Source organism: Thioclava sp. UBA3469, assembly GCF_002378135.1.
GTDB lineage: Bacteria > Pseudomonadota > Alphaproteobacteria > Rhodobacterales > Rhodobacteraceae > Thioclava > Thioclava sediminum.
Genome location: NZ_DFRG01000239.1, coordinates 60,306 through 79,044, shown reverse-complemented (window position 1 = coordinate 79,044; position 18,739 = coordinate 60,306). Strand labels below are relative to the sequence as shown.

Genomic DNA, 18,739 nt, shown 5'->3' with positions numbered 1-18,739 from the left:
TTGCCGCGCCTATATTGGGGCTGTATGGCAGGCTCCGCGCCGCCCGAAAACCCCTCTGAGCCCCTCAGGAGCACCATGTCCAAGCTATCCCAAATCGCATGGGACGATACAGTTCTGCCGTTTCAGCTCGACCGCTCTGACATCCGCGGCCGGGTTGCCCGCCTCGACGGCGTGCTCGACACCGTCCTGTCGCAACATGATTACCCCCGCGCGGTCGAAATGCTGGTGGCCGAAGCCGCCCTTCTGACCGCGCTGATCGGCCAGACCGTCAAGCTGCGCTGGAAGCTATCGCTGCAAATCCGCGGCAACGGCCCGATCCGCATCATCGCCACCGATTACTACGCCCCCGAGAAGGAGGGCGCGCCCGCCCGCATCCGGGCCTGGGCGAGCTTTGATGAAGAAAAGCTCGATCCCAAGGCCGACCCATTCGAACAGATCGGGCAGGGTTACTTTGCGATCCTGATCGACCAAGGCAAAGGCACGACCCCCTATCAGGGCATCACGCCACTGTCCGAAGGCTCGCTGCGCGCCTGCGCCGAGGCCTATTTTGCGCAATCCGAACAGCTGCCCACGCGGTTCTCGCTGTCCTTCGGGCGCTCGATCCTGCCCGGTCAGGGCGAAAGCTGGCGCGCAGGCGGCGTGATGCTGCAGCATATGCCGCCGGCCTCGCCCTTCGCCGCTCAGGAAGGCTCGGGCGATCAGGGCCTGCTGACCGCCGATGACATTCTCGAAGGCGAGGAAGGCGAGAACTGGGCGCGCGCCAATATCCTGCTCGACACGGTCGAGGATATGGAGCTGATCGGCCCGACCGTGCAGCCGACCGAGCTGCTGGTGCGCCTGTTCCACGAAGAGCGGCCGCGCGTCTTCGATCCGCAGCGGGTGGAGTTCGGCTGCACCTGCTCGGCCGATCGCGTGCGTCAGTCGCTCTCGATCTACTCGGCGCGCGACATCGCGCATATGACCACCGATGAGGGCACGGTCACCGCGGACTGCCAGTTCTGCGGCGCGCATTACATTTTCGATCCGCTGACGCTCGGCTTCGAGGCGCAGAAAAACCCCGACGGATCGCTGCGCGAAGCGGGGGACGAGGGATCGAATGAGTGATCCCCTCGCCCCGGTTCTCGACGCCTTGGCGCGACCGGGGCGGCCCTCTTCGGATTACGATCTGAACCCGGAAGTGATCCTGCCCGAGGGCCGCAAGCTGCGGCCTGCGGGCGTTCTCGTCGCCTTCGATACGTTCGGGCCGGAGCCGCGCCTGCATCTGACGAAGCGCAGCTCGCATCTGCGCCATCACCCCGGCCAGATCGCCTTTCCCGGCGGCAAGGTCGATCCCGATGACGAAGGCCCGGTCGGCGCGGCTCTGCGTGAGGCGCAGGAAGAGATCGGCCTGCCCCACGCCCATGTCGAGGTGCTGGGCACGCTCGATCCGCATGAGACCGTGACGTCCTTTCTGGTGACGCCGGTGCTGGCGCGCATCCACACGCCCTTCGAGGTCATCCCCGAAGCGGGCGAGGTGGCCGAGGCGTTCACCGTGCCGCTCTCGCATATCACGCCCGGGAATTTTCGCGTCGAGTCGCGCCGCTGGCGCGGCTCCCGGCGCAGCTATTTCGTGGCGCCTTACGGGCCCTATTACATCTGGGGCGCCACCGCGCGTATATTGCGCTCATTGGCGGACCGGATGGCGGAATGAGATTGACCGGAGACTGGATCGAGGCAGAGCCGACCCAACGCGTGCTGAAGATGCTCGAAGAGGGCGGGCATCAGGCGCTTCTGGTGGGCGGCTGCGTGCGCAACAGCGCCTTGGGCGCGCCGGTCAACGATATCGACATCGCCAGCGATGCGCGCCCCGAGCGGGTGATCGAACTTGCGAAGGCGGCCGGTTTGAAGCCGGTGCCGACCGGGGTCGATCACGGCACGGTCACGGTGGTTGCGGACGGTCATCCGCATGAGGTCACGACCTTTCGCCGCGATGTGGAGACGCATGGGCGGCACGCCACGGTCGCGTTTTCCGACGATATCGCGGAGGACGCGGCGCGACGCGATTTCACGATGAACGCGCTCTATGCCCGCTCGGACGGCACGATTCTCGACCCGCTGGGAACGGGACTGGAAGATCTGGCGGCGCACCACGTGCGCTTCGTCGGCGAGGCGGAGGAGCGCATCCGCGAGGACTACCTGCGCATCCTGCGCTTCTTCCGGTTTACCGCGTGGTATGGGCACGATCTCGACCCTGACGGGCTGGCCGCCTGTGCCGAGAATATCGCCGGAATAGAAACGCTTTCGCGCGAGCGGCTTGGCGGCGAGATGCGCAAGTTGCTGGCCGCGCCCGATCCGGTTCACGCGGTGGCGGCGATGGCGCAATGCGGGGTTCTCACGGCCGTGCTGCCCGGCGCGGATGCGACCGCGCTCGGTCCGCTCGTCCATCTCGAGGATCGTCCCGCCGATCCGATCCGCAGGCTGGCGGCGATTGGCGGCGAAGACGTGGCCGAGCGGCTACGCCTGTCGAAGAAGGACACAAGGCAGCTCGAGGCCCTGCGCGCCTCGCTGTCCGACGGTGAGGACGCGGCGGTCCTTGGATATAGACTCGGGGCCGAGACCGGGGCCGATGCGCTTCTTCTGCGCCATGCGCTGATGGGGCAGGAAATGCCGGAGGGCTGGCAAAACAGGGTCTATTTCGGCGCAAAACAGCAATTTCCAGTGCAAGCTAAAGACCTGATGCCCCGCTATGAGGGCAAGGCTTTGGGAGATACGCTTAAGGCGCTTGAAGCGCGCTGGATCGCCTCCGGATTTACGCTGGCGCGCGAGGATTTGCTCGCCGCGCTTTGAACCGCCCCGCAATCGACTATATCGGGAGAGGAAAGAGAGACTCATGTTCGATCCCTTCTCCCCCGCCGAAGGCGCTCCGCCGCGCCAGCTTGGCGCTTTCTTCCGCTGGTGCCTCAAGGGCAGCTGGGGCGCGATTGCCGTGGCCAGCTTGGGCACGACCATCGCCGGCGTGATGGAGGTGGTCTCCGCCTGGCTTCTGGGTCAGGTGATCGACGCGGCGCTCAACAGCGAACGCGCCGCGGTGATCGGGGCCAATGTCGGGCTTCTAGTTCTGTTCGTCGCGTTCTTCCTGCTGATCCGTCCCCTGACCTTCGGCATCAGCTCCGCCACCAACAACCTGCTGATCAGCCCCAATGTGATGCCCTTGGTGCTGTCGCGCCTGCACCGCTGGACGATGGGCCAATCGGTCACCTTCTTCGACAACGACTTCGCCGGGCGCATTGCGCAGAAGCAGATGCAGACCGCGCGCGCCGTCACCGATACCGTCACCGAGATCATCAATACCGGGCTCTTCGCACTGGCGTCGATCGTCGGCTCGCTGATCGTTCTGGCGCAGATCGACCGTTGGGGAGCCGTGGGTCTCGTGTTCTGGACCTTCGGACTCTACCTGATCATCCGCCTTTTCCTGCCCCATATCCGCGGACGCTCGCGCGAGCGAGCTTCGGCGCGGGCGATGGTGACGGGGCAGGTCGTCGACACGGTCACCAATATCAAGACGGTGAAACTGTTCGCCCATGCGGAGCACGAGGATCGCGCCGCGCTGGAGGCGATGCAGAAGTTCCGCCAGAAGACCTATTCCTTCGGCATGGTCCAAAGCCTCTATCGCGTGGTGCAGATGGCCTATGCCGGGATCGTTCCGGTGATGCTGGTGGGCGGTGCGATCTGGCTCTGGTCGCAGGGCGAGGCGACTGCGGGGGCCATCGCCACGTCGGGCGCCATCGCGATCCGACTGTCGCAGATGTCGGGCTGGGTCAGTCAGGCGCTTATGTCCGTCTGGACCCATATCGGCGAGGCCGAGGACGGGATGCGGACGCTCGCGCATATGCACGACCTGACCGACGCGCCCGATGCTCGCACGCTGCGCCACGTGGAAGGTGAGATCCAGTTCGACAATATCGATTTCGCCTATGGGCGTCGCAGCGGCGGGATCGCGGATATCAATCTGACCATCGCGGATGGCGAGCGGATCGGGATCGTCGGGGCCTCGGGCGCGGGGAAATCGACGCTCGTGGCGCTGCTGCTGAGGCTCTATGACCCCGAAAAAGGGTCTATTCTGATCGACGGGCAGAATATTCGCGAGGTCACGCAGGAGAGCCTGCGCCGCAACATCGCGATGGTCACGCAGGAAACGGCGATGTTCAATCGTTCGGCACGGGAGAACATCCTCTACGGCAAGCCCGACGCCACCGAGGAGGAGATGATCGCCGCCGCGAAGCAAGCCGAAGCGGACCACTTCATCCGCGGCCTCGCCGATCACGAGGGCAATCGCGGCTATGACGCCAAGCTGGGCGAGCGTGGGGTGAAGCTGTCGGGCGGCCAGCGCCAGCGGATCGCCCTTGCCCGCGCCTTTCTGAAGAACGCGCCGATCCTTGTGCTGGACGAGGCGACCTCGGCGCTCGACTCGGAAGTGGAGGCGCAGATCCAAAGCGCGCTGCACCGGGTGATGGCAGGCAAGACCGTGCTGGCGATTGCCCATCGCCTCAGCACCATTGCCGAGATGGACCGGATCGTGGTGCTGGAGGAAGGCCGGATCGTCGAGCAGGGCAGCCATGACGAGCTGCTGGCGATGAACGGGCTCTACGCGCGCTACTGGGCGCGTCAGTCCGGCGGCTTCCTGACCTGCGACGACGCGGAGGATGCGGCGGAATAGGGTCTTTTCTGACCCGCGCCGCGCAGCTAGAGAAGGCGCATGACCTACGAAATCGAGCGACTGTCCCTGCATGCCGACGGCGTGACCCATGGCCCCGAGGGGACCGTGCATGTCGCCATGGCGCTTCCCGGTGAAGTGGTCGAGGGCGAGGTGATCGACGGCCGCATCGCGCAGCCGAAGATCGTGACGCCCTCGCCCGACCGCGTCAAAGCGCCCTGCCCGCATTACCGCTCCTGCGGGGCCTGTTCGATGCAGCACGCATCCGAGGCGTTCACCGCCGAATGGAAGATGGACGTGGTGCGTCAGGCACTGGCCGCGCGCAACCTGCCCGTGCCGGAGATGACCATCGCGACCTCGCCGCTCAATTCCCGCAGGCGGGCGACGCTTTCGGGACGGCGCACGAAGAAGGGCACCTTGGTCGGGTTTCACGCCCGCGCCTCGGACACGGTCGTCGAGATTCCGAACTGCCTGATCCTGCGGCCCGAGCTGCTGGCCGCGATCCCGATGCTGCACGAGGCCACCGCGATTGCAGGCTCGCGCAAAGGCGAAATCGCCTTCACCCTGACCCTGTCGGAGGCCGGGCTGGAACTGGCGGCACAGGGCGGAAAAGACCCTGATACGGCCCAATTCGAGGCTTTGTCGGGTCTGGCGCGCAGCCACGATCTCGCCCGGCTCAGCTGGAACGGACAGGTCATCGCGGGCCGCCGCCCGGCGATCCAGCAATTCGGCAAGGCCAAGGTCGTGCCGCCGCCGGGCGCTTTCCTGCAAGCCACCCATCACGGCGAAGCGGTGCTGACCGCCTTCGCGAAAGCGGCGATTGGCAATGCGAAAAAGGTGGCCGATCTCTTCGCAGGCTGCGGCACCTTCTCGCTGCCGCTGGCCGAACTGGCCGAGGTGCATGCGGTCGAAGGGGTCGCGGCGATGACCGAGGCACTCGATCAGGGCTGGCGTCAGTCGCAGGGCCTGCACCGGGTCTCCACCGAGGCGCGCGACCTGTTCCGCCGTCCGCTTCTGCCCGACGAGCTGGCAAAGTTCGACGCGGTGGTGATCGACCCGCCGCGGGCTGGCGCGCAGGCCCAGATCGCCGAGATCGCGGCGTCGAAGCTCAAGCGGCTCGTCCATGTCTCCTGCAACCCGGTCACCTTCGCACGCGACGCCGAGACGCTGATCGCGGCGGGCTTCACGCTCGACAAGCTGCTGGTGGTGGATCAATTCCGGTTTTCCGCTCATGTGGAGCTTGCGGCCCTTTTCACCCGCTAGATGCGACGGCGAAAATCGGGTAGAAAGACTGCAAAACAGCAGTCTCCGAATACAGGCCGAACATGAACCGTCGAACCCTCCTCTTGGGCGGATGCGCCCTTGCCACGCTGGCCGCCTGTGGCGATTCCAGCAAATTCAAATCCTATAACGGCCCCGCCGTGACCCAGATCCAGATCTTCAAGTCGCAGCGGATGATGTATCTGCTGCATGGCGACGAGGTGCTGGAGAAGTACAAGATCGGCCTTGGCGGCGATCCGGTCGGGCCGAAGCGGTTCGAGGGCGACGGCAAGACCCCGGAAGGGCTCTATTACATCAATCGGCGCAATCCGAATTCGGCCTATTACCTGTCGATCGGCATCAGCTATCCGAATCCGCAGCAGGTGGCCTTCGCAGAATCGCAGGGCAAGAAGGCGGGCGGCGACATCTTCATCCATGGCCGCGACGGGAAGAACAAAGGCAAGGGTCGCGACTGGACCGCGGGCTGCATCGCGGTGAAGGACAAGGAAATCAGCGACATCTACGCGATGGTCCGCGACGGCACGCCGATCTTCATCTTCCCCTGATCGCAACATCCCCTCGGAAATGACAAAGGGCCCCACGTGGGGCCCTTTTTGCTTGCAGCGGATCTTCGGCTCAGTTGCCGGTGACCATCGTCCACCAGATCTTGCCGGACGGCTCCTGATACCAGGAGAAGCCCATCTGCGTCGCCGCGGGGTTCAGGATCACGTCGCGCGTATCGGCGACCTTCATCCAGGCCGAGAGGGTCTCCATCTCGGTCTCGTAGGTCTCGGAGATATTCTCGCCCAGCACCTGCCCCGGATAGCCGGCGCGCTGCGCGCGGCTCAGCGGCGAGGAGCCGTCGGAGCCCCAGTGCCACGGGCGGTTCTGCACGGCCATGTCCTTGGAATGGGCCAGCGCCGCCGTGGTCAGCGCGTCGTTCAGCACCAGCGGCGCAGCACCGCGCGCCGAACGCAGGCTGTTCACGGATTCAAGCACGCGCTGCGGGATCACCGAGCGATCGCTCGCAGTGATGTTGTAGACTTTCGGCAGCGGCAGGCCATCGGGCCCGAGCTTGGGCTGCGTGTCGGTCGGCTGGCAAGCCGCCAGAGCCACAATCGCGGAGACCGCAAATACAGAAGCGCGCAACATCTTTGGTCCGTCCCTCGTTAAAACGTCAATCTGCATTACACGCTTGTCCCCAGCCGCGCAAACCCCTCTGTCGCTTTGCGGGCACATCCCCGCCAGTTTGATTTGCCGCCGCCGCGCGATCACATTATATTTATCGCAATTGACCCCATCGCGAACCCGGAGCCCGAGATGCCCAATACGCGCAAGCCTTTCGATCGCCGCGCCTTCCTCGGCGCCGCCGCCTGCCTTGGTGCTGGGCTCGCGCTGCCCGCCCGTGCGCAAACGCCCGATTACGGTCAGGAGCAGTTCGAGACGAACGCCTTTACCAACCAGCGCCGCAATATTTCGAGCTTCCAGAACCGCGACTGGCAACCCTACTTCTCGAACCTTCGCGGTGGGGCGATCCTTGTGGATACCCATTCGCGGGCATTGCATTACTGGTCGGCGGATCAGTCGATCTACCGCCTCTATCCGACCTCGGTACCGGTATCGGAAGAATTGACGCGGCGCGGCCGGACCTCGGTGATCCGCAAGGTCGAAGGGCCGAGCTGGGCGCCCACGCCCTCGATGAAGAAGCGCAATCCGGAATGGCCCGATTACGTGCCGCCGGGCCCCGATAACCCGCTGGGGACCCATGCGCTGTATCTTTCGTGGCGCTATTACCGAATCCACGGCACGCATGACACGCGCAAAATCGGCCGCAAAAGCTCGAACGGCTGTATCGGTCTGTACAACGAACATATCCAGGAGCTGTTCGGCTTCGCGAAGATCGGCACGCAGGTGCTGCTGATCTGAGCCGCGCCGCCGATCGGACAAAGTAAAACCCTCGGGACCACGCAGTCCCGAGGGTTTTCAATTCATTGGATAGGGGTCAGTGGTTACCACCTTTGCCGCCGCCATGGCCGGACCCGCCGCCCGAACCACCAGCGCCGCTGCCCGAACCCGTGCCGCCGCCAGTGCCGCCGCCCGATCCCGAACCGCCCGTCAAGCCGTCGAGCTTGCCATGGGTGCTTCGTACCATGACGCCGAGCATCTCGTCTTCGCCGGGCGTATCGATGGATTTCACGAGGTTATCCTCGTGCTCTTGGTTGTAAATCACGTCATCCTCGGTCGCCCACGGATTTGCGTGCCCGGCCCAGGAAGCGCCAGCATAGAGAGCCGCCAAGGCGACCAGTCCCATAGTCTTGAGCATTCTCTTTCCTTTCTGCTCTGAGCGGCCCGGTCGTTGCCGGTCCGCAGGGTACGCCTTCACGGCGATCCCTTGCCCCCGCGTCAGAACTTATAAGAAAAGACACTCACGAATCTGTGAGGCAGGACGTCGCAGATCGCGACAGTTTTATCAGTCGATCCAACCGGCGAGGTTTTCTCCGACCACCTCCATCAGCGCCTCGATGTGCAGATCGTCGTCGTTGAGACAGGGGACATAGGTGAATTTCTCACCGCCCGCGTGCTCGAATGCCTCGCGGATTTCGCCGTTGATCTCTTCGAGCGTCTCGATGCAATCCGCGCTGAAGGCGGGCGAGATCACTGCGATGTTCTTCTTGCCCTGCTTCGCCAGCTCCGCGACATGCTCGACCGTGTAGGGCTTGAGCCATTCCTCGGTGCCGAAGACCGACTGGAAGGTCGTGTCGATCCCGTCCTTGTCCCAGCCGAGCCGTTCGCGCAGCAGACGCGAGGTCTTCTGGCACTGGCAATGGTAGGGGTCGCCTTCCATCAGATAGCGCTTTGGCATCCCGTGATAGGAGGCGACCAACACGTCGGGCTTCTCGTCGAGCGTGGCATAGACCCGCTCCACCGATTGCGCGAGTGCGTCGATATAGGAGGGCTTGTCGAAATATTCCGGCGCGACGCGTGCGGCGGGCTGGCGCTTTTGCTTCATCAGCGCGCGGAAGAACTGATCGTTCGCGGTGGCCGAGGTGGCGCCCGCATATTGCGGATAAAGCGGCAGGAACAGGATCTTCTCGCAGCCCTGCTCGACCATCCGGTCGACGACGGACTGGGTCGAGGGATTGCCGTAGCGCATGCAGTAATCGACGACGACCTCCTGACCGTAGCGCGCCGAGACCGCATCGCGCAGCTTCGCGACCTGCTGCTTGGTGATCGTCATCAGGGGGCTTTCGCCCGCCTCGTTGTTCCAGATCGTCTTGTAGTTCGCACCCGAGGTGAAAGGCCGCTTCGACAGGATGATGAGCTGCAGCAACGGCTGCCATTTCCATGCCGGGTAATCGATCACGCGCCGGTCCGAGAGGAACTCGTTCAGATAGCGACGCATCGACCAGTAATCGGTGTTGTCCGGGGTTCCGAGATTGGCGACGAGCAGACCGATCTTCGCTTCCTTGACGGGCGGGTGATCGGCGGGGGCATGGGCAAGGCGCGGATTTGCGGCGTTGGTCATCGTGTCACTGTCCTGTCGTCATTTATCGCGGAACTTCCACCCGACTTAACGGGTTTCCCGATCTGTGCCAATGCGGCCTATTCAACCGGGACAGGATCACTTACGGTCTTCACATGGCAATGGATGACATGACCGGGAAAAAACCGGCCCCGCCCGCTCTCGACCCGTCGCGAGACGCGTTGTTCCTAGATTTCGACGGATGTCTGGTGGACATAGCGCCCCGCCCGGATGCGGTGATCGTGCCGCAAAATCTGCCGCGTTTGCTCGAACAACTCTCTGAGGCGCTCAATGGGGCGCTCGCGGTTGTCTCGGGGCGATCCCTGCACGAACTGGAACGTTTTCTCGACGGGTTCGACGGGCTGATGGTCGGCTCCCACGGCTCGGAAGCGCGCGGAATGGAGCCGCCGATGGCCGAGACCCCACAACATCTGGGCGCGGTAAAAGAGGATCTGGCCGGGTTCGCTCAGGACCACGATCTCATTTTTGAAGACAAGAGCCACGGCGCCGCGATCCACTTCCGCTCCAACCCCGCCAAGCAAGGCAAAGTGGAAGCCTTCACCGAAGAGCTGACCGCGCGCTATGACGGTTTCACGATCCAGCCCGCGAAAATGGCGGTCGAAATCCGTCCCGAGGGGTTCTCGAAGGATGGCGCCCTGGCGATCCTGTCCGACCTCGTGCAGTTCGGCGGTCGCAATCCGGTCTATGCGGGCGACGACACGACCGACGAGCCCGCATTGGCCTGGGCAGAGGCGCATGGCGGCTTCGGCATCAAGGTCGGTGACGGAGAGAGCGTCGCGCGCTATCACCTTGACGAGCCGATGGATGTCCGCGCCTGGCTCGCCGCTGCCGTGGCACGCTGAATAAGGAACGACGAATGGGCCGCCTGATCTGCATCTCCAACCGCATTCCCACCGGGGCCAATCCCTCGGGCGGCCTGGTCGTGGCGCTTGGCGATGTGCTGGAGGAAACCGGCGGCATCTGGATCGGCACCTCGGGCGAGATTGCCGACACGCCTGCCGCAGAGTTGCGCGAGATCGAGGGCGGGCCGTTCAAGCGCTACTGCTTCGATCTGACCGAGGAAGAGCAGGACAACTATTACGCGGGATATTCGAATTCGGTGCTCTGGCCGCTGTTCCACGGTCGCGCCGATCTGATGGATATCCATCAGGAATATCTGGGCGTCTACAAGCAGGTGAACCGACGGATCGCGAAACTCGTGGCACCGTTCCTCAAGCCCAATGACCGGATCTGGGTGCAGGATTACCATCTGCTGCCGCTGGCCTACGAGCTGCGCCTGATGGGCGTGACCAATCCGATCGGCTTCTTCCTGCACACGCCCTTCCCCGGCCCGACCGCGATGCAGGCCCTGCCCAACGGGCGCGAGGTCTGCCAGTGGATCGCGAATTACGACCTCGTGGGCCTTCAGGCAGAGCGCGACGTGCGCGCCTGTCTCCACTCGATGATCGAGATCGCCGACGCCTCCAATCTGGGCGCGGGCTACGTGCACCTCTCGCCCCGCCAATGCCGGATCGCCGCGTTCCCGATTTCGATCGATGCGCGAGAGTTTCAGGAACTGGCGGAGACCGAGTTCGATAAACTGCCCGCCGGGATCGTGAAGGATCACCGCCGGCTGATGATCGGCGTCGACCGGCTGGATTATTCCAAAGGTGTGCCGCATCGCTTCCGCGCATTCGGCGAATTTCTCGAGCGGCACGAGGACTGGCATCGTTACGTCTCGCTCTTGCAGATCTCGCCGCCGACCCGCGAGGGCGTGCAGGCCTATGACGATATTCGCGAAGAGACCGAGCATCTCTCGGGCCGCATCAACGGCCAATTCGCCGACATCCAATGGGTCCCGATCCGCTTCATCAACCGCGCAGTGCCGCGCGAAGTGCTGGCGGGGCTCTATCGCGCCTCGCATGTCGCGCTGGTGACACCCCTGATGGACGGGATGAACCTCGTGGCGAAGGAGTTCATTGCGGCGCAGAACCCCGACGATCCCGGCGTTCTGATGCTGTCGCAATTCGCGGGCGCGGCCGAGCAGATGGATGCGGCGCTGATGGTGAACCCGCACGATCCCGAACAGGTCGCGACCTCGATGCTGACCGCGCTGATGATGTCGCGCGGCGAACGGCGGGAACGCTATCGGTCGCTGATGACGGGGCTGACCACCTATGACGTGCATTGGTGGTCGAAGTCTTTCCTCGACGCGCTAGGCTGAGCCGGGCTTGTCGCCGCTCGGGCGTTCGGTGGTGCCCAGCGCATCGGCGAGCCGCTGTGCCGCGGACCCCGGACGCAACGGTTTTTGCTGATCGGGATGCGGCTTCCAGCCGGTGAGCCAGACCATATCGAAGGTCGCGCGCACCCGGCCATCGGGCTCCTGATAGGTCTCGATATAAAGTCGCAGCGCCTCGGTCAGCACGTCACGGCGCAGGAAGCGGCGATCGCGGGCGGCAAGCGCATTGGTCTCGCCCATCGCGCGCAGGTCCGACAACAGCCGCAGCGGCGTCTCGTAGGTCACCTTGCGTGTCACGGCATCGGCCACCGGCAGCGCCAGCCCCGCCCGCTGGATCAGCGCGCCGAGATCACGAATTTCGCCCATCGGCACGATCCGCGGGCTCAGGCCTCCGGTGATCGCGGCCTCGGCCTGCGCCAGCGCCGCGCGCAGCTCATTGAGAGTCTGACCGCCGAACATCACGCCGATGAAAAGCCCGTCGGGTTTCAGCGCACGCGACGCCTGCACCATCTGCCCGACCGGATCATTCGCCCAATGCAGACACAGCGCGTGGACCACCAGATCATGCGCGCCTTCCTCGAGATCGAGCACATCCGTATCGGCCACGATCTTCGCCTCGGGAAGAATTTCGCGCCACGGCTCGGGAAAAGCGGCGATCAGCGCCGGCTCCGTAAAGGTTCTGTTAACCTCTTGCAGCCTTTCCTCAAGTTCAGCCGCCGCGTCCTCATGCAGAAACAGTTCGGGCGCACGGGCGGCGCGAAGTCTGTGGCGCTCGAGCGCGGCGCGGTCGGTCAGAAGGGGCGGCGTATCCATGGCAGAAACCCTTAACGAGGTTCGAAGCCGGATGCTAGCGGCGGGACGTCTGGGATTGCGCGCGCTCTTCCCGCCGCGCTGCATCGCCTGCGGCGACGCGGTCGGTACGGATTTCGGCCTTTGCGGTGCGTGCTGGTCCGAGGCCACTTTCGCGCGCGGAACGGTCTGCGACGCCTGCGGCACGCCGCTGCCCGGCGAAAGCGAGACGGCCATCCTTTGCGATGACTGCCTCACCCATCCGCGGCCCTGGGCGCGGGGACGCACGGTGATGCATTACTCGGGCACCGGGCGCGATCTTGTGCTAGCGCTGAAACATGGCGACCGGCTCGATCTGGTGCCGCCGCTGGCCGACTGGATGGCGCGGGCGGCCGGACCGCTGCTGACGCCCGACACGCTGATCGCACCGATCCCTCTGCATCGGCTGCGGCTGCTGCGACGGCGCTACAATCAAGCGGCGGAGCTGGCGCGCGCATTGGCCCACCGCACCGGGCACGCCTATTGCGCCGATCTCTTCACCCGCGCCCGCCCCACGTCGAGCCAGAAGGGCAAAACCCGCGATGAGCGGCACGCCAATCTCGACGGCGCGATCACCGTCACGCCGCGCCGCGCCGCGCTGCTGCGCGGGCGCCCGCTCCTTATCGTCGATGACGTGATGACCTCGGGGGCCACGCTTTCCGCCGCGACGGAGGCGGCGTTGAGCGCAGGTGCAGAGCCGATCTGCACTGTGACACTGGCACGCGTTGCGAAGGCACCCTAAATCCCTATAGTCTCGCAGACCAAAGGGAATTGAGAATGAAACGCGTCGAAATCTACGTCACCAGCACCTGCCCCTTCTGCATCATGGCCAAGCGCCTGTTGGACAAGAAGGGCATCTCCTACGAGGAAACCGATGTCGGCCGCGAGCCGCAACTGCGCGCCGCGATGACCCAGCGCGCGAATGGCCGCCGGACCGTCCCGCAGATCTTCATCGGCGACGAGCCGATCGGCGGCTGCGACGAGCTGCATGCGCTCGAACATTCGGGCAAGCTCGATCAGATGCTGGCGAGCTGACGCGATGAAGGCGGCGCTCGTTCAGCTTTCGGTAACGGATGATCCGGCACAGAACCTGCCGGTCACGCTCGACTTCATCCGCGATGCCGCGTCGAAAGGTGCGCAGCTGATCGCGACGCCGGAATGCACCAATCTGATCTCGTCGGATCGCGCCCATCAGAACGCGGCCCTGCATCACGAGCATCACGATCCGACGCTGGAGGCGCTTTGCAACGAGGCAGAGCGCCTTGGCGTCTATATCCTGATCGGCTCGCTCTGCCTGAAATCGGGGGACGATGCGCGCTTCGCCAATCGCTCCTTCCTGATCGGGCGCAAGGGCAATATTAAAGCCCGCTACGACAAGATCCACATGTTCGACGTGGACGTGTCCGAGACCGAACGCTACCGCGAATCTGAGGCTTACCGCCCTGGGCGCGAGGCGGTTCTGGGCGCCACGAAATACGCCCAGCTGGGCCTGTCGGTCTGCTACGACCTGCGCTTCCCGCATCTTTACCGGACGCTGGCGCAGGCCGGGGCGCAGGTGCTGACGATCCCGGCGGCGTTCAACGACACGACCGGGGCCGCCCATTGGGAGGTTCTGGTGCGTGCCCGCGCGATCGAGAATACCTGCTTCGTGCTGGCGCCCGCGCAATGCGGCACCCATGCCGCGCATGGCGGTCGGCCGCGCCGGACCTGGGGCCATTCGCTGGCGGTCGATCCGTGGGGCAAGGTTCTGGCCGATGGCGGCACCGAGCCCGGCGTGACCCTCGTCGATCTCGATCTCGATCAGGTGGACGCGGTGCGCGCGCGCCTGCGGTCCCTCTTCCATGACCGGAGCTTCGACGGACCGTGAGCACCCCGCCCGAGAACGATCCGCTCGCCGCGACGCTGTTCGCCGAGGTCTTCATGGCCGATCAGCTGGCGCGCAACGTCGTGAGCCGCGCCCTGCCGAAGGGCATGGAGATCTCGCATTTCTCGGTGCTCAACCTGCTGGCCCATATCAACGAAGAGCGCACGCCCGCCCAACTGGCCGAGGCGCTGCATGTGACCCGCGGTGCGATGACCAACACGCTCGCCAAGCTGGAATGGGCGGGACATGTGCATATCCGGCCCGACTGGGACGATGCGCGGCGCAAATGGGTATCGCTCTCGCCCTCCGGTCGGCGGGCGCGCGATGCGGCTCTGGCCTCGCTGATGCCGATCATCGGAGGGATCGTGCGCGATCTCGGCCCCGATAAGGTCCGCGCCACCCTGCCGGTGCTGCGCGAATTGCGCGCCCGCCTCGGCCAGGCCTGAATGCGGCAGGGGCGCTGCCCCTCTGGCCTGCGGCCATTCACCCCGGGATATTTCCGCCAAGCCGAAATCCGGCTCTTCGCTCTTGTTCAAATATCCCGGGGGAGCGCGGCACGCGCGGGGGCAGAGCCCCCTCTTCTTTCTCAAACGAAAAGACCCCGCCGTTTCGCACGGCGGGGCAAGGCGCGTGCCGAGGAGCGGCCCTCGGCACCGGCGGTAACTTCTAATTCTTGAGAGAGGGCTGAGCCTCAGTTCATCTCGGCGCGGATCTGCTGGCGCAGCAGGTCGATCGGGACCTGTTTGCCATCGCGCTTGAACGTCCAGTAGGTCCAGCCATTGCAGCTCGGCGCGCCTTCGAGATGGGCGCCGACCTGATGGATCGAGCCTTTCACGTCGTCGCCGATCAGCGTGCCATCGGCGCGGACCTTGGCCTTGTGCCGACCGTTGAGCGAATAGAGCTCTTCGCCCGGGCGCAGCATCCCACGTTCGACCAGCTGGCCGAAGGGCACACGCGGCTCGGCGCGTTTCGAGGTGGAAACTTCCAGCGCTTCCTTGTCGAACTTGCGGATCTTGGCGAGGCGCTTGAGCGCGACTTCGCGATACGCCTCTTCGCGCTCGATACCGATGAAATCGCGGCCGAGCATCTTCGCCACGGCGCCGGTCGTGCCGGTGCCGAAGAACGGGTCGAGGATCACGTCGCCGGGATTGGTGGTGCCGACGAGGATACGGTGCAGCAGCGCCTCGGGCTTTTGGGTCGGGTGGGCTTTCTCGCCGTTCGCATCCTTCAGACGCTCGCCGCCATTGCAGATCGGGATCACCCAGTCGGAGCGCATCTGCACCCCTTCATTGAGCGATTTCAGCGCCTCGTAGTTGAAGGTGTATTTCGCGCCTTCGGATTTCGACGCCCAGATCAGCGTCTCATGCGCGTTGGTCAGGCGCTTGCCGCGGAAGTTCGGCATCGGGTTCGACTTGCGCCACACGACGTCGTTGAGAATCCAGAAGCCCTGGTTCTGCAGCTCTGCGCCCATGCGGAACACGTTGTGATAGGAGCCGATCACCCACATCGCGCCGTTCGGCTTGAGGATGCGGCGCGCGGCCTTCAGCCAGTCGCGGGTGAAATTGTCGTAATGCGCGAAGGAGCCGAACTGGTCCCAAGCGTCATCGACCGCGTCGACCTTGGAATTATCGGGGCGGTGCAGGTCACCGCGCAACTGTAGATTGTAGGGCGGATCGGCGAAGATCAGGTCCACACTGTCCTCGGGCAGCGAGTTCATCATCTCGATGCAATCGCCATCCAGAATTTCGTTCAGGGGCAGTGCATTGCGCACCACCGGAGTCTTGGTCTTTGCCATTTTTAGCCTCTTAACTGCCCGCCTCAGGGCCCAATATCTGGGAGCCGGCTTTGTGCCGATCTATGGCTATAAAAATGAGTCAAAGGCGATTCATCGTCAATTTCTTTTTTGAATCAAGGGGTTATATAATTAGCTTGGCACAAGATATTGTGGACCGGCTTGAAGCTTCGTCTATGAACGGGGGTGACCCCTAAATCTAGAAGCGCCTGCAGATGGTCCTTGGTCGGGTAGCCCGCATTCCGCTCCCAGCCGTAGCCCGGATACTGTTGCGCCAAATCCACCATGAGCAAATCGCGGGCCTCTTTCGCGAGGATCGAGGCCGCCGCAATCGACAAGGAGCGGGCGTCTCCCTTCACGACCGGCTCGCTGGACAACTTCAGGTCGCGCGGCACGCGGTTGCCGTCGACAAGGACATGATCGGCGGCGCGGGTCAGCCCTTCGACCGCGCGGCACATCGCGAGATGCGAGGCGTGGTAGATATTGAGTTCGTCGATTTCCTCGACGCTGGCATGGGCCACGCAGAACTCGGCGCAGTCCATGATCTGCGCGGCCAGATCGGCGCGGCGCTTTGCGTTGAGCTTCTTCGAGTCGTTGAGACCTTCGGGAATGCGGGCGGGATCGAGAATGACCGCCGCTGCCGTCACCGGACCGCAAAGCGGACCGCGGCCCACCTCGTCCACGCCTGCAACGATGGTCAGGCCGCGCGCGAAGGCGGCTTCTTCGAAAGAGAAATCGGGGTTCTGTGCCATGAGTTCGGAATGCCCCGGAACGGCAGGCCTGTTCAATGAAAAAGCGGGGACCCGAAGGCCCCCGCACTGCTCGACGACGCTCTTATGGCGTCTGCCGCATCACTTAACGCCGGCTGAGACGGATCCCGCGATCCTCGAGGCAGTTGCTGCCATAGACTTTCTCGACGCCGTGACGGCCGGTCTTCATCGTGAAGGCGCAGTTGGCGGGCAGGCGGCGCTCGGTGCGGCGATCGAGGCAGGAGGCGGAAACCACCTCGCCCCAGCCCCGGCCGGTCTTCACACGCTGCACGCATTGCGCGGGCAGACGGATGCGGTCGCGATCATGGCTATAGCGACGGTGGTCGCGGTCGTAACGCTCCTGCGCGCGCTGGCGGCGAGCTTCGGCTTCGCGGCGCTCGCGCTCGCGGCGTTCGCGCGCCAGACGACGCTGGCGGTCCTGCCAGCTCTCGTAGCGCGGCTGCGCCTTCTTCGCTTTGTGATCCTTCTTGTTCATCCCGTCGAGGAGCAGCGCAGCAGCCCCGACCCCAAGCAGGATGCTCAGCGCCTGACGGTCCTTCTTGCCCAGCGCGGCGGCGGGCGTAGCACTGATTGCGACGGAGCCCAGCGCGAGGGCGAGGGCGGTGATGGCGGCGGTGGCCTTGGTCTTGAGGCTCATGGCTTCGGTCCTTTCACTCGGCAGCCCGGAAGGCCGCATGACGTCGATGAACCGAGATTGGGCCGAGGGGCGAAAGTCAGGCAATAACGGCCCCCTGCTATCGGATAACAGGCGGGCCAACCCCCTTTGGCTATTGAATAACACGGGCGTTGAGCGCAGCGTGTTCCACATGAAACACGTAGTCCTCATATTGGCGTTTCTCGCCTCTGCCTCGGTCGCGCAGGCCGAGTGCTATGCCGATTACAAGGCCAAGCGCGACAACCCGTTGCAGCTGCAATACGGGGTGGCGCAGGTCTCTGACTCGGCCTGTTCGAAAAAGGCGGCGGCGCGCGAATTGGCGCCGAAGCTGAAAGCCGATGGGTGGACCTTGCTGACGGTTCTCTCCACATTCGGCCCCGATGGCTTGGAGCAAAGGAAGGCCAGTGCCGGACAATATTTCCTCCGTTACTGATAGTTTACGACTCGGTTCGCGCGCGGTCGTGGGCGGGATCGTGGCCGTGGTCGCGATTCTCGCCGTGGCCGCGGTGCTGCTGTTCGCGAATCTGCCGAACGCGGATGCGTTCAACGCGCGGGTCGAGCAGATCTTCGTGCAGAACGACAATCTGACCTCACAAGCCGAGATCAAGCTGCTGGAGGTGCTGGCACAGTCGGGCACCGCGTTCTCGGATGTGCTGGCGAATTACCGGGTGATCATCTTCATTCTGCTGATCTTCGCCGCCGCGCTTCTGATCGCGACGATCGTCTTCCTTCTGCTGCTGATCGCGCTGAACAAGCGGATGACCGAGATTCGCCGCGCCGGGATCGAAGTGCAGTCCTTACGCATCCTGCGGGGCGAAAACGCGGTGATGCTCAACGATATGGGCTTCACCCTGACCCCGGCGGCGATCGAGACGCTGTCGGTGCTGGCCGAGGCGCGGATGGACGACGACATCCTCACCGGCGTGCAGATCGAGGCGATGATCTCGGGCCGGGACGAGGCCGATTGCGACGAGGCGGCGGGCGCCACGCGGATCAAACGCCTGCGCGACAGTCTCGGAAATCAGCTCGTCAGCGAGCTTCTCGTGCGCAACATTTCCCGCAAAGGCTATGCACTTAGCGTGGCCAAGGATGCGATCCGAGTCGACTGATCCGGT

Annotated in this window: 22 protein-coding genes; 15 read left to right on the top strand and 7 right to left on the bottom strand. The window is 64.4% G+C overall.

The genetic code is table 11. From position 1 onward, the window contains the following. Positions 1-75: 75 nt before the first annotated feature. The 6 genes from B3D39_RS17370 to B3D39_RS17345 all read left to right on the top strand — a co-directional run bounded on the left by B3D39_RS17370 (position 76) and on the right by B3D39_RS17345 (position 6,519). Positions 76-1,104: an Hsp33 family molecular chaperone HslO gene (locus B3D39_RS17370; RefSeq protein ID WP_078550943.1), complete on the top strand. Its 1,029-nt coding sequence runs from the start codon at positions 76-78 to the stop codon at positions 1,102-1,104. Continuing rightward, entirely contained in the window at positions 1,097-1,690 is a 594-nt protein-coding gene (locus tag B3D39_RS17365) for a CoA pyrophosphatase (protein ID WP_078550944.1), read from the top strand. The genes B3D39_RS17370 and B3D39_RS17365 overlap by 8 nt, the downstream gene beginning before the upstream one ends. Continuing rightward, entirely contained in the window at positions 1,687-2,826 is a 1,140-nt protein-coding gene (locus B3D39_RS17360; RefSeq protein WP_274962330.1) for a CCA tRNA nucleotidyltransferase, read from the top strand. The genes B3D39_RS17365 and B3D39_RS17360 overlap by 4 nt, the downstream gene beginning before the upstream one ends. Before the next feature lie 43 nt (positions 2,827-2,869). Continuing rightward, on the top strand, positions 2,870-4,696 hold the full coding sequence (locus tag B3D39_RS17355) for an ABC transporter ATP-binding protein (RefSeq protein ID WP_274962331.1): 1,827 nt from the start codon (positions 2,870-2,872) through the stop codon (positions 4,694-4,696). A 39-nt stretch (positions 4,697-4,735) separates the two neighbouring features. Further along, positions 4,736-5,956, top strand: coding sequence for a class I SAM-dependent RNA methyltransferase (locus B3D39_RS17350; protein ID WP_274962332.1), 1,221 nt, complete (start codon positions 4,736-4,738; stop codon positions 5,954-5,956). Positions 5,957-6,018: 62 nt separating this feature from the next. Next, positions 6,019-6,519, top strand: coding sequence for a L,D-transpeptidase family protein (locus B3D39_RS17345; RefSeq protein WP_274962333.1), 501 nt, complete (start codon positions 6,019-6,021; stop codon positions 6,517-6,519). 70 nt (positions 6,520-6,589) lie between these two features. Here the strand turns inward: B3D39_RS17345 and B3D39_RS17340 are convergent, their stop codons facing one another. Beyond that, positions 6,590-7,105: a CAP domain-containing protein gene (locus B3D39_RS17340; protein WP_078522216.1), complete on the bottom strand. Its 516-nt coding sequence runs from the start codon at positions 7,103-7,105 to the stop codon at positions 6,590-6,592. Between the two features lie 168 nt (positions 7,106-7,273). Between B3D39_RS17340 and B3D39_RS17335 the strand changes: the two genes are divergently transcribed. After that, on the top strand, positions 7,274-7,879 hold the full coding sequence (locus tag B3D39_RS17335) for a L,D-transpeptidase (RefSeq protein ID WP_274962334.1): 606 nt from the start codon (positions 7,274-7,276) through the stop codon (positions 7,877-7,879). A gap of 76 nt (positions 7,880-7,955) precedes the next feature. Here the strand turns inward: B3D39_RS17335 and B3D39_RS17330 are convergent, their stop codons facing one another. Both B3D39_RS17330 and hemH read right to left on the bottom strand, forming a co-directional pair. Further along, complete coding sequence (locus B3D39_RS17330; protein WP_274962335.1) at positions 7,956-8,276, bottom strand: hypothetical protein; 321 nt, start codon at positions 8,274-8,276, stop codon at positions 7,956-7,958. A gap of 147 nt (positions 8,277-8,423) precedes the next feature. Continuing rightward, complete coding sequence (gene hemH / locus B3D39_RS17325; RefSeq protein ID WP_274962336.1) at positions 8,424-9,479, bottom strand: ferrochelatase; 1,056 nt, start codon at positions 9,477-9,479, stop codon at positions 8,424-8,426. Positions 9,480-9,592: 113 nt separating this feature from the next. On the opposite strand from hemH, the gene otsB reads away from it, so the two are divergent. Next, on the top strand, positions 9,593-10,339 hold the full coding sequence (gene otsB / locus B3D39_RS17320) for a trehalose-phosphatase (RefSeq protein WP_078522212.1): 747 nt from the start codon (positions 9,593-9,595) through the stop codon (positions 10,337-10,339). A gap of 14 nt (positions 10,340-10,353) precedes the next feature. Next, positions 10,354-11,700: an alpha,alpha-trehalose-phosphate synthase (UDP-forming) gene (locus B3D39_RS17315; protein ID WP_078602355.1), complete on the top strand. Its 1,347-nt coding sequence runs from the start codon at positions 10,354-10,356 to the stop codon at positions 11,698-11,700. On the opposite strand, the gene B3D39_RS17310 is transcribed toward B3D39_RS17315, so the two are convergent. Continuing rightward, the gene (locus B3D39_RS17310; protein WP_274962337.1) at positions 11,692-12,528 is read right to left on the bottom strand and encodes a methyltransferase domain-containing protein; all 837 of its coding nucleotides are present in this window, start codon (positions 12,526-12,528) and stop codon (positions 11,692-11,694) included. The genes B3D39_RS17315 and B3D39_RS17310 overlap by 9 nt on opposite strands. On the opposite strand from B3D39_RS17310, the gene B3D39_RS17305 reads away from it, so the two are divergent. The 4 genes from B3D39_RS17305 to B3D39_RS17290 are packed head-to-tail and all read left to right on the top strand — an operon-like array spanning position 12,527 to position 14,853. Further along, positions 12,527-13,285, top strand: a complete 759-nt coding sequence (locus B3D39_RS17305; RefSeq protein WP_274962338.1) for a ComF family protein — start codon at positions 12,527-12,529, stop codon at positions 13,283-13,285. The two genes, B3D39_RS17310 and B3D39_RS17305, sit on opposite strands and share 2 nt — an antisense overlap. A 35-nt stretch (positions 13,286-13,320) precedes the next feature. Further along, positions 13,321-13,578: a glutaredoxin 3 gene (gene grxC / locus B3D39_RS17300; protein WP_078522208.1), complete on the top strand. Its 258-nt coding sequence runs from the start codon at positions 13,321-13,323 to the stop codon at positions 13,576-13,578. Between the two features lie 4 nt (positions 13,579-13,582). Then, positions 13,583-14,410: a carbon-nitrogen hydrolase family protein gene (locus B3D39_RS17295; protein WP_274962339.1), complete on the top strand. Its 828-nt coding sequence runs from the start codon at positions 13,583-13,585 to the stop codon at positions 14,408-14,410. Between the two features lie 53 nt (positions 14,411-14,463). Further along, positions 14,464-14,853 carry a MarR family winged helix-turn-helix transcriptional regulator gene (locus B3D39_RS17290; RefSeq protein WP_078541755.1) on the top strand — a complete coding sequence of 130 codons (390 nt, stop codon included), beginning with the start codon at positions 14,464-14,466 and terminating at the stop codon, positions 14,851-14,853. 245 nt (positions 14,854-15,098) lie between these two features. On the opposite strand, the gene B3D39_RS17285 is transcribed toward B3D39_RS17290, so the two are convergent. From B3D39_RS17285 to B3D39_RS17275, 3 genes are all read right to left on the bottom strand, one after another. Further along, on the bottom strand, positions 15,099-16,202 hold the full coding sequence (locus B3D39_RS17285; protein WP_274962340.1) for a site-specific DNA-methyltransferase: 1,104 nt from the start codon (positions 16,200-16,202) through the stop codon (positions 15,099-15,101). 113 nt (positions 16,203-16,315) lie between these two features. Beyond that, positions 16,316-16,951, bottom strand: coding sequence for a ribonuclease HII (locus B3D39_RS17280; RefSeq protein WP_274962341.1), 636 nt, complete (start codon positions 16,949-16,951; stop codon positions 16,316-16,318). A 103-nt stretch (positions 16,952-17,054) separates the two neighbouring features. Then, entirely contained in the window at positions 17,055-17,606 is a 552-nt protein-coding gene (locus tag B3D39_RS17275; RefSeq protein ID WP_274962342.1) for a hypothetical protein, read from the bottom strand. A gap of 169 nt (positions 17,607-17,775) precedes the next feature. On the opposite strand from B3D39_RS17275, the gene B3D39_RS17270 reads away from it, so the two are divergent. Both B3D39_RS17270 and B3D39_RS17265 read left to right on the top strand, forming a co-directional pair. Continuing rightward, a complete protein-coding gene (locus tag B3D39_RS17270) occupies positions 17,776-18,057 on the top strand; it encodes a hypothetical protein (protein WP_274962357.1) in 282 nt (93 codons plus the stop codon). Continuing rightward, positions 18,029-18,733: a hypothetical protein gene (locus tag B3D39_RS17265; protein ID WP_078550958.1), complete on the top strand. Its 705-nt coding sequence runs from the start codon at positions 18,029-18,031 to the stop codon at positions 18,731-18,733. The genes B3D39_RS17270 and B3D39_RS17265 overlap by 29 nt, the downstream gene beginning before the upstream one ends. Positions 18,734-18,739: the final 6 nt, after the last annotated feature.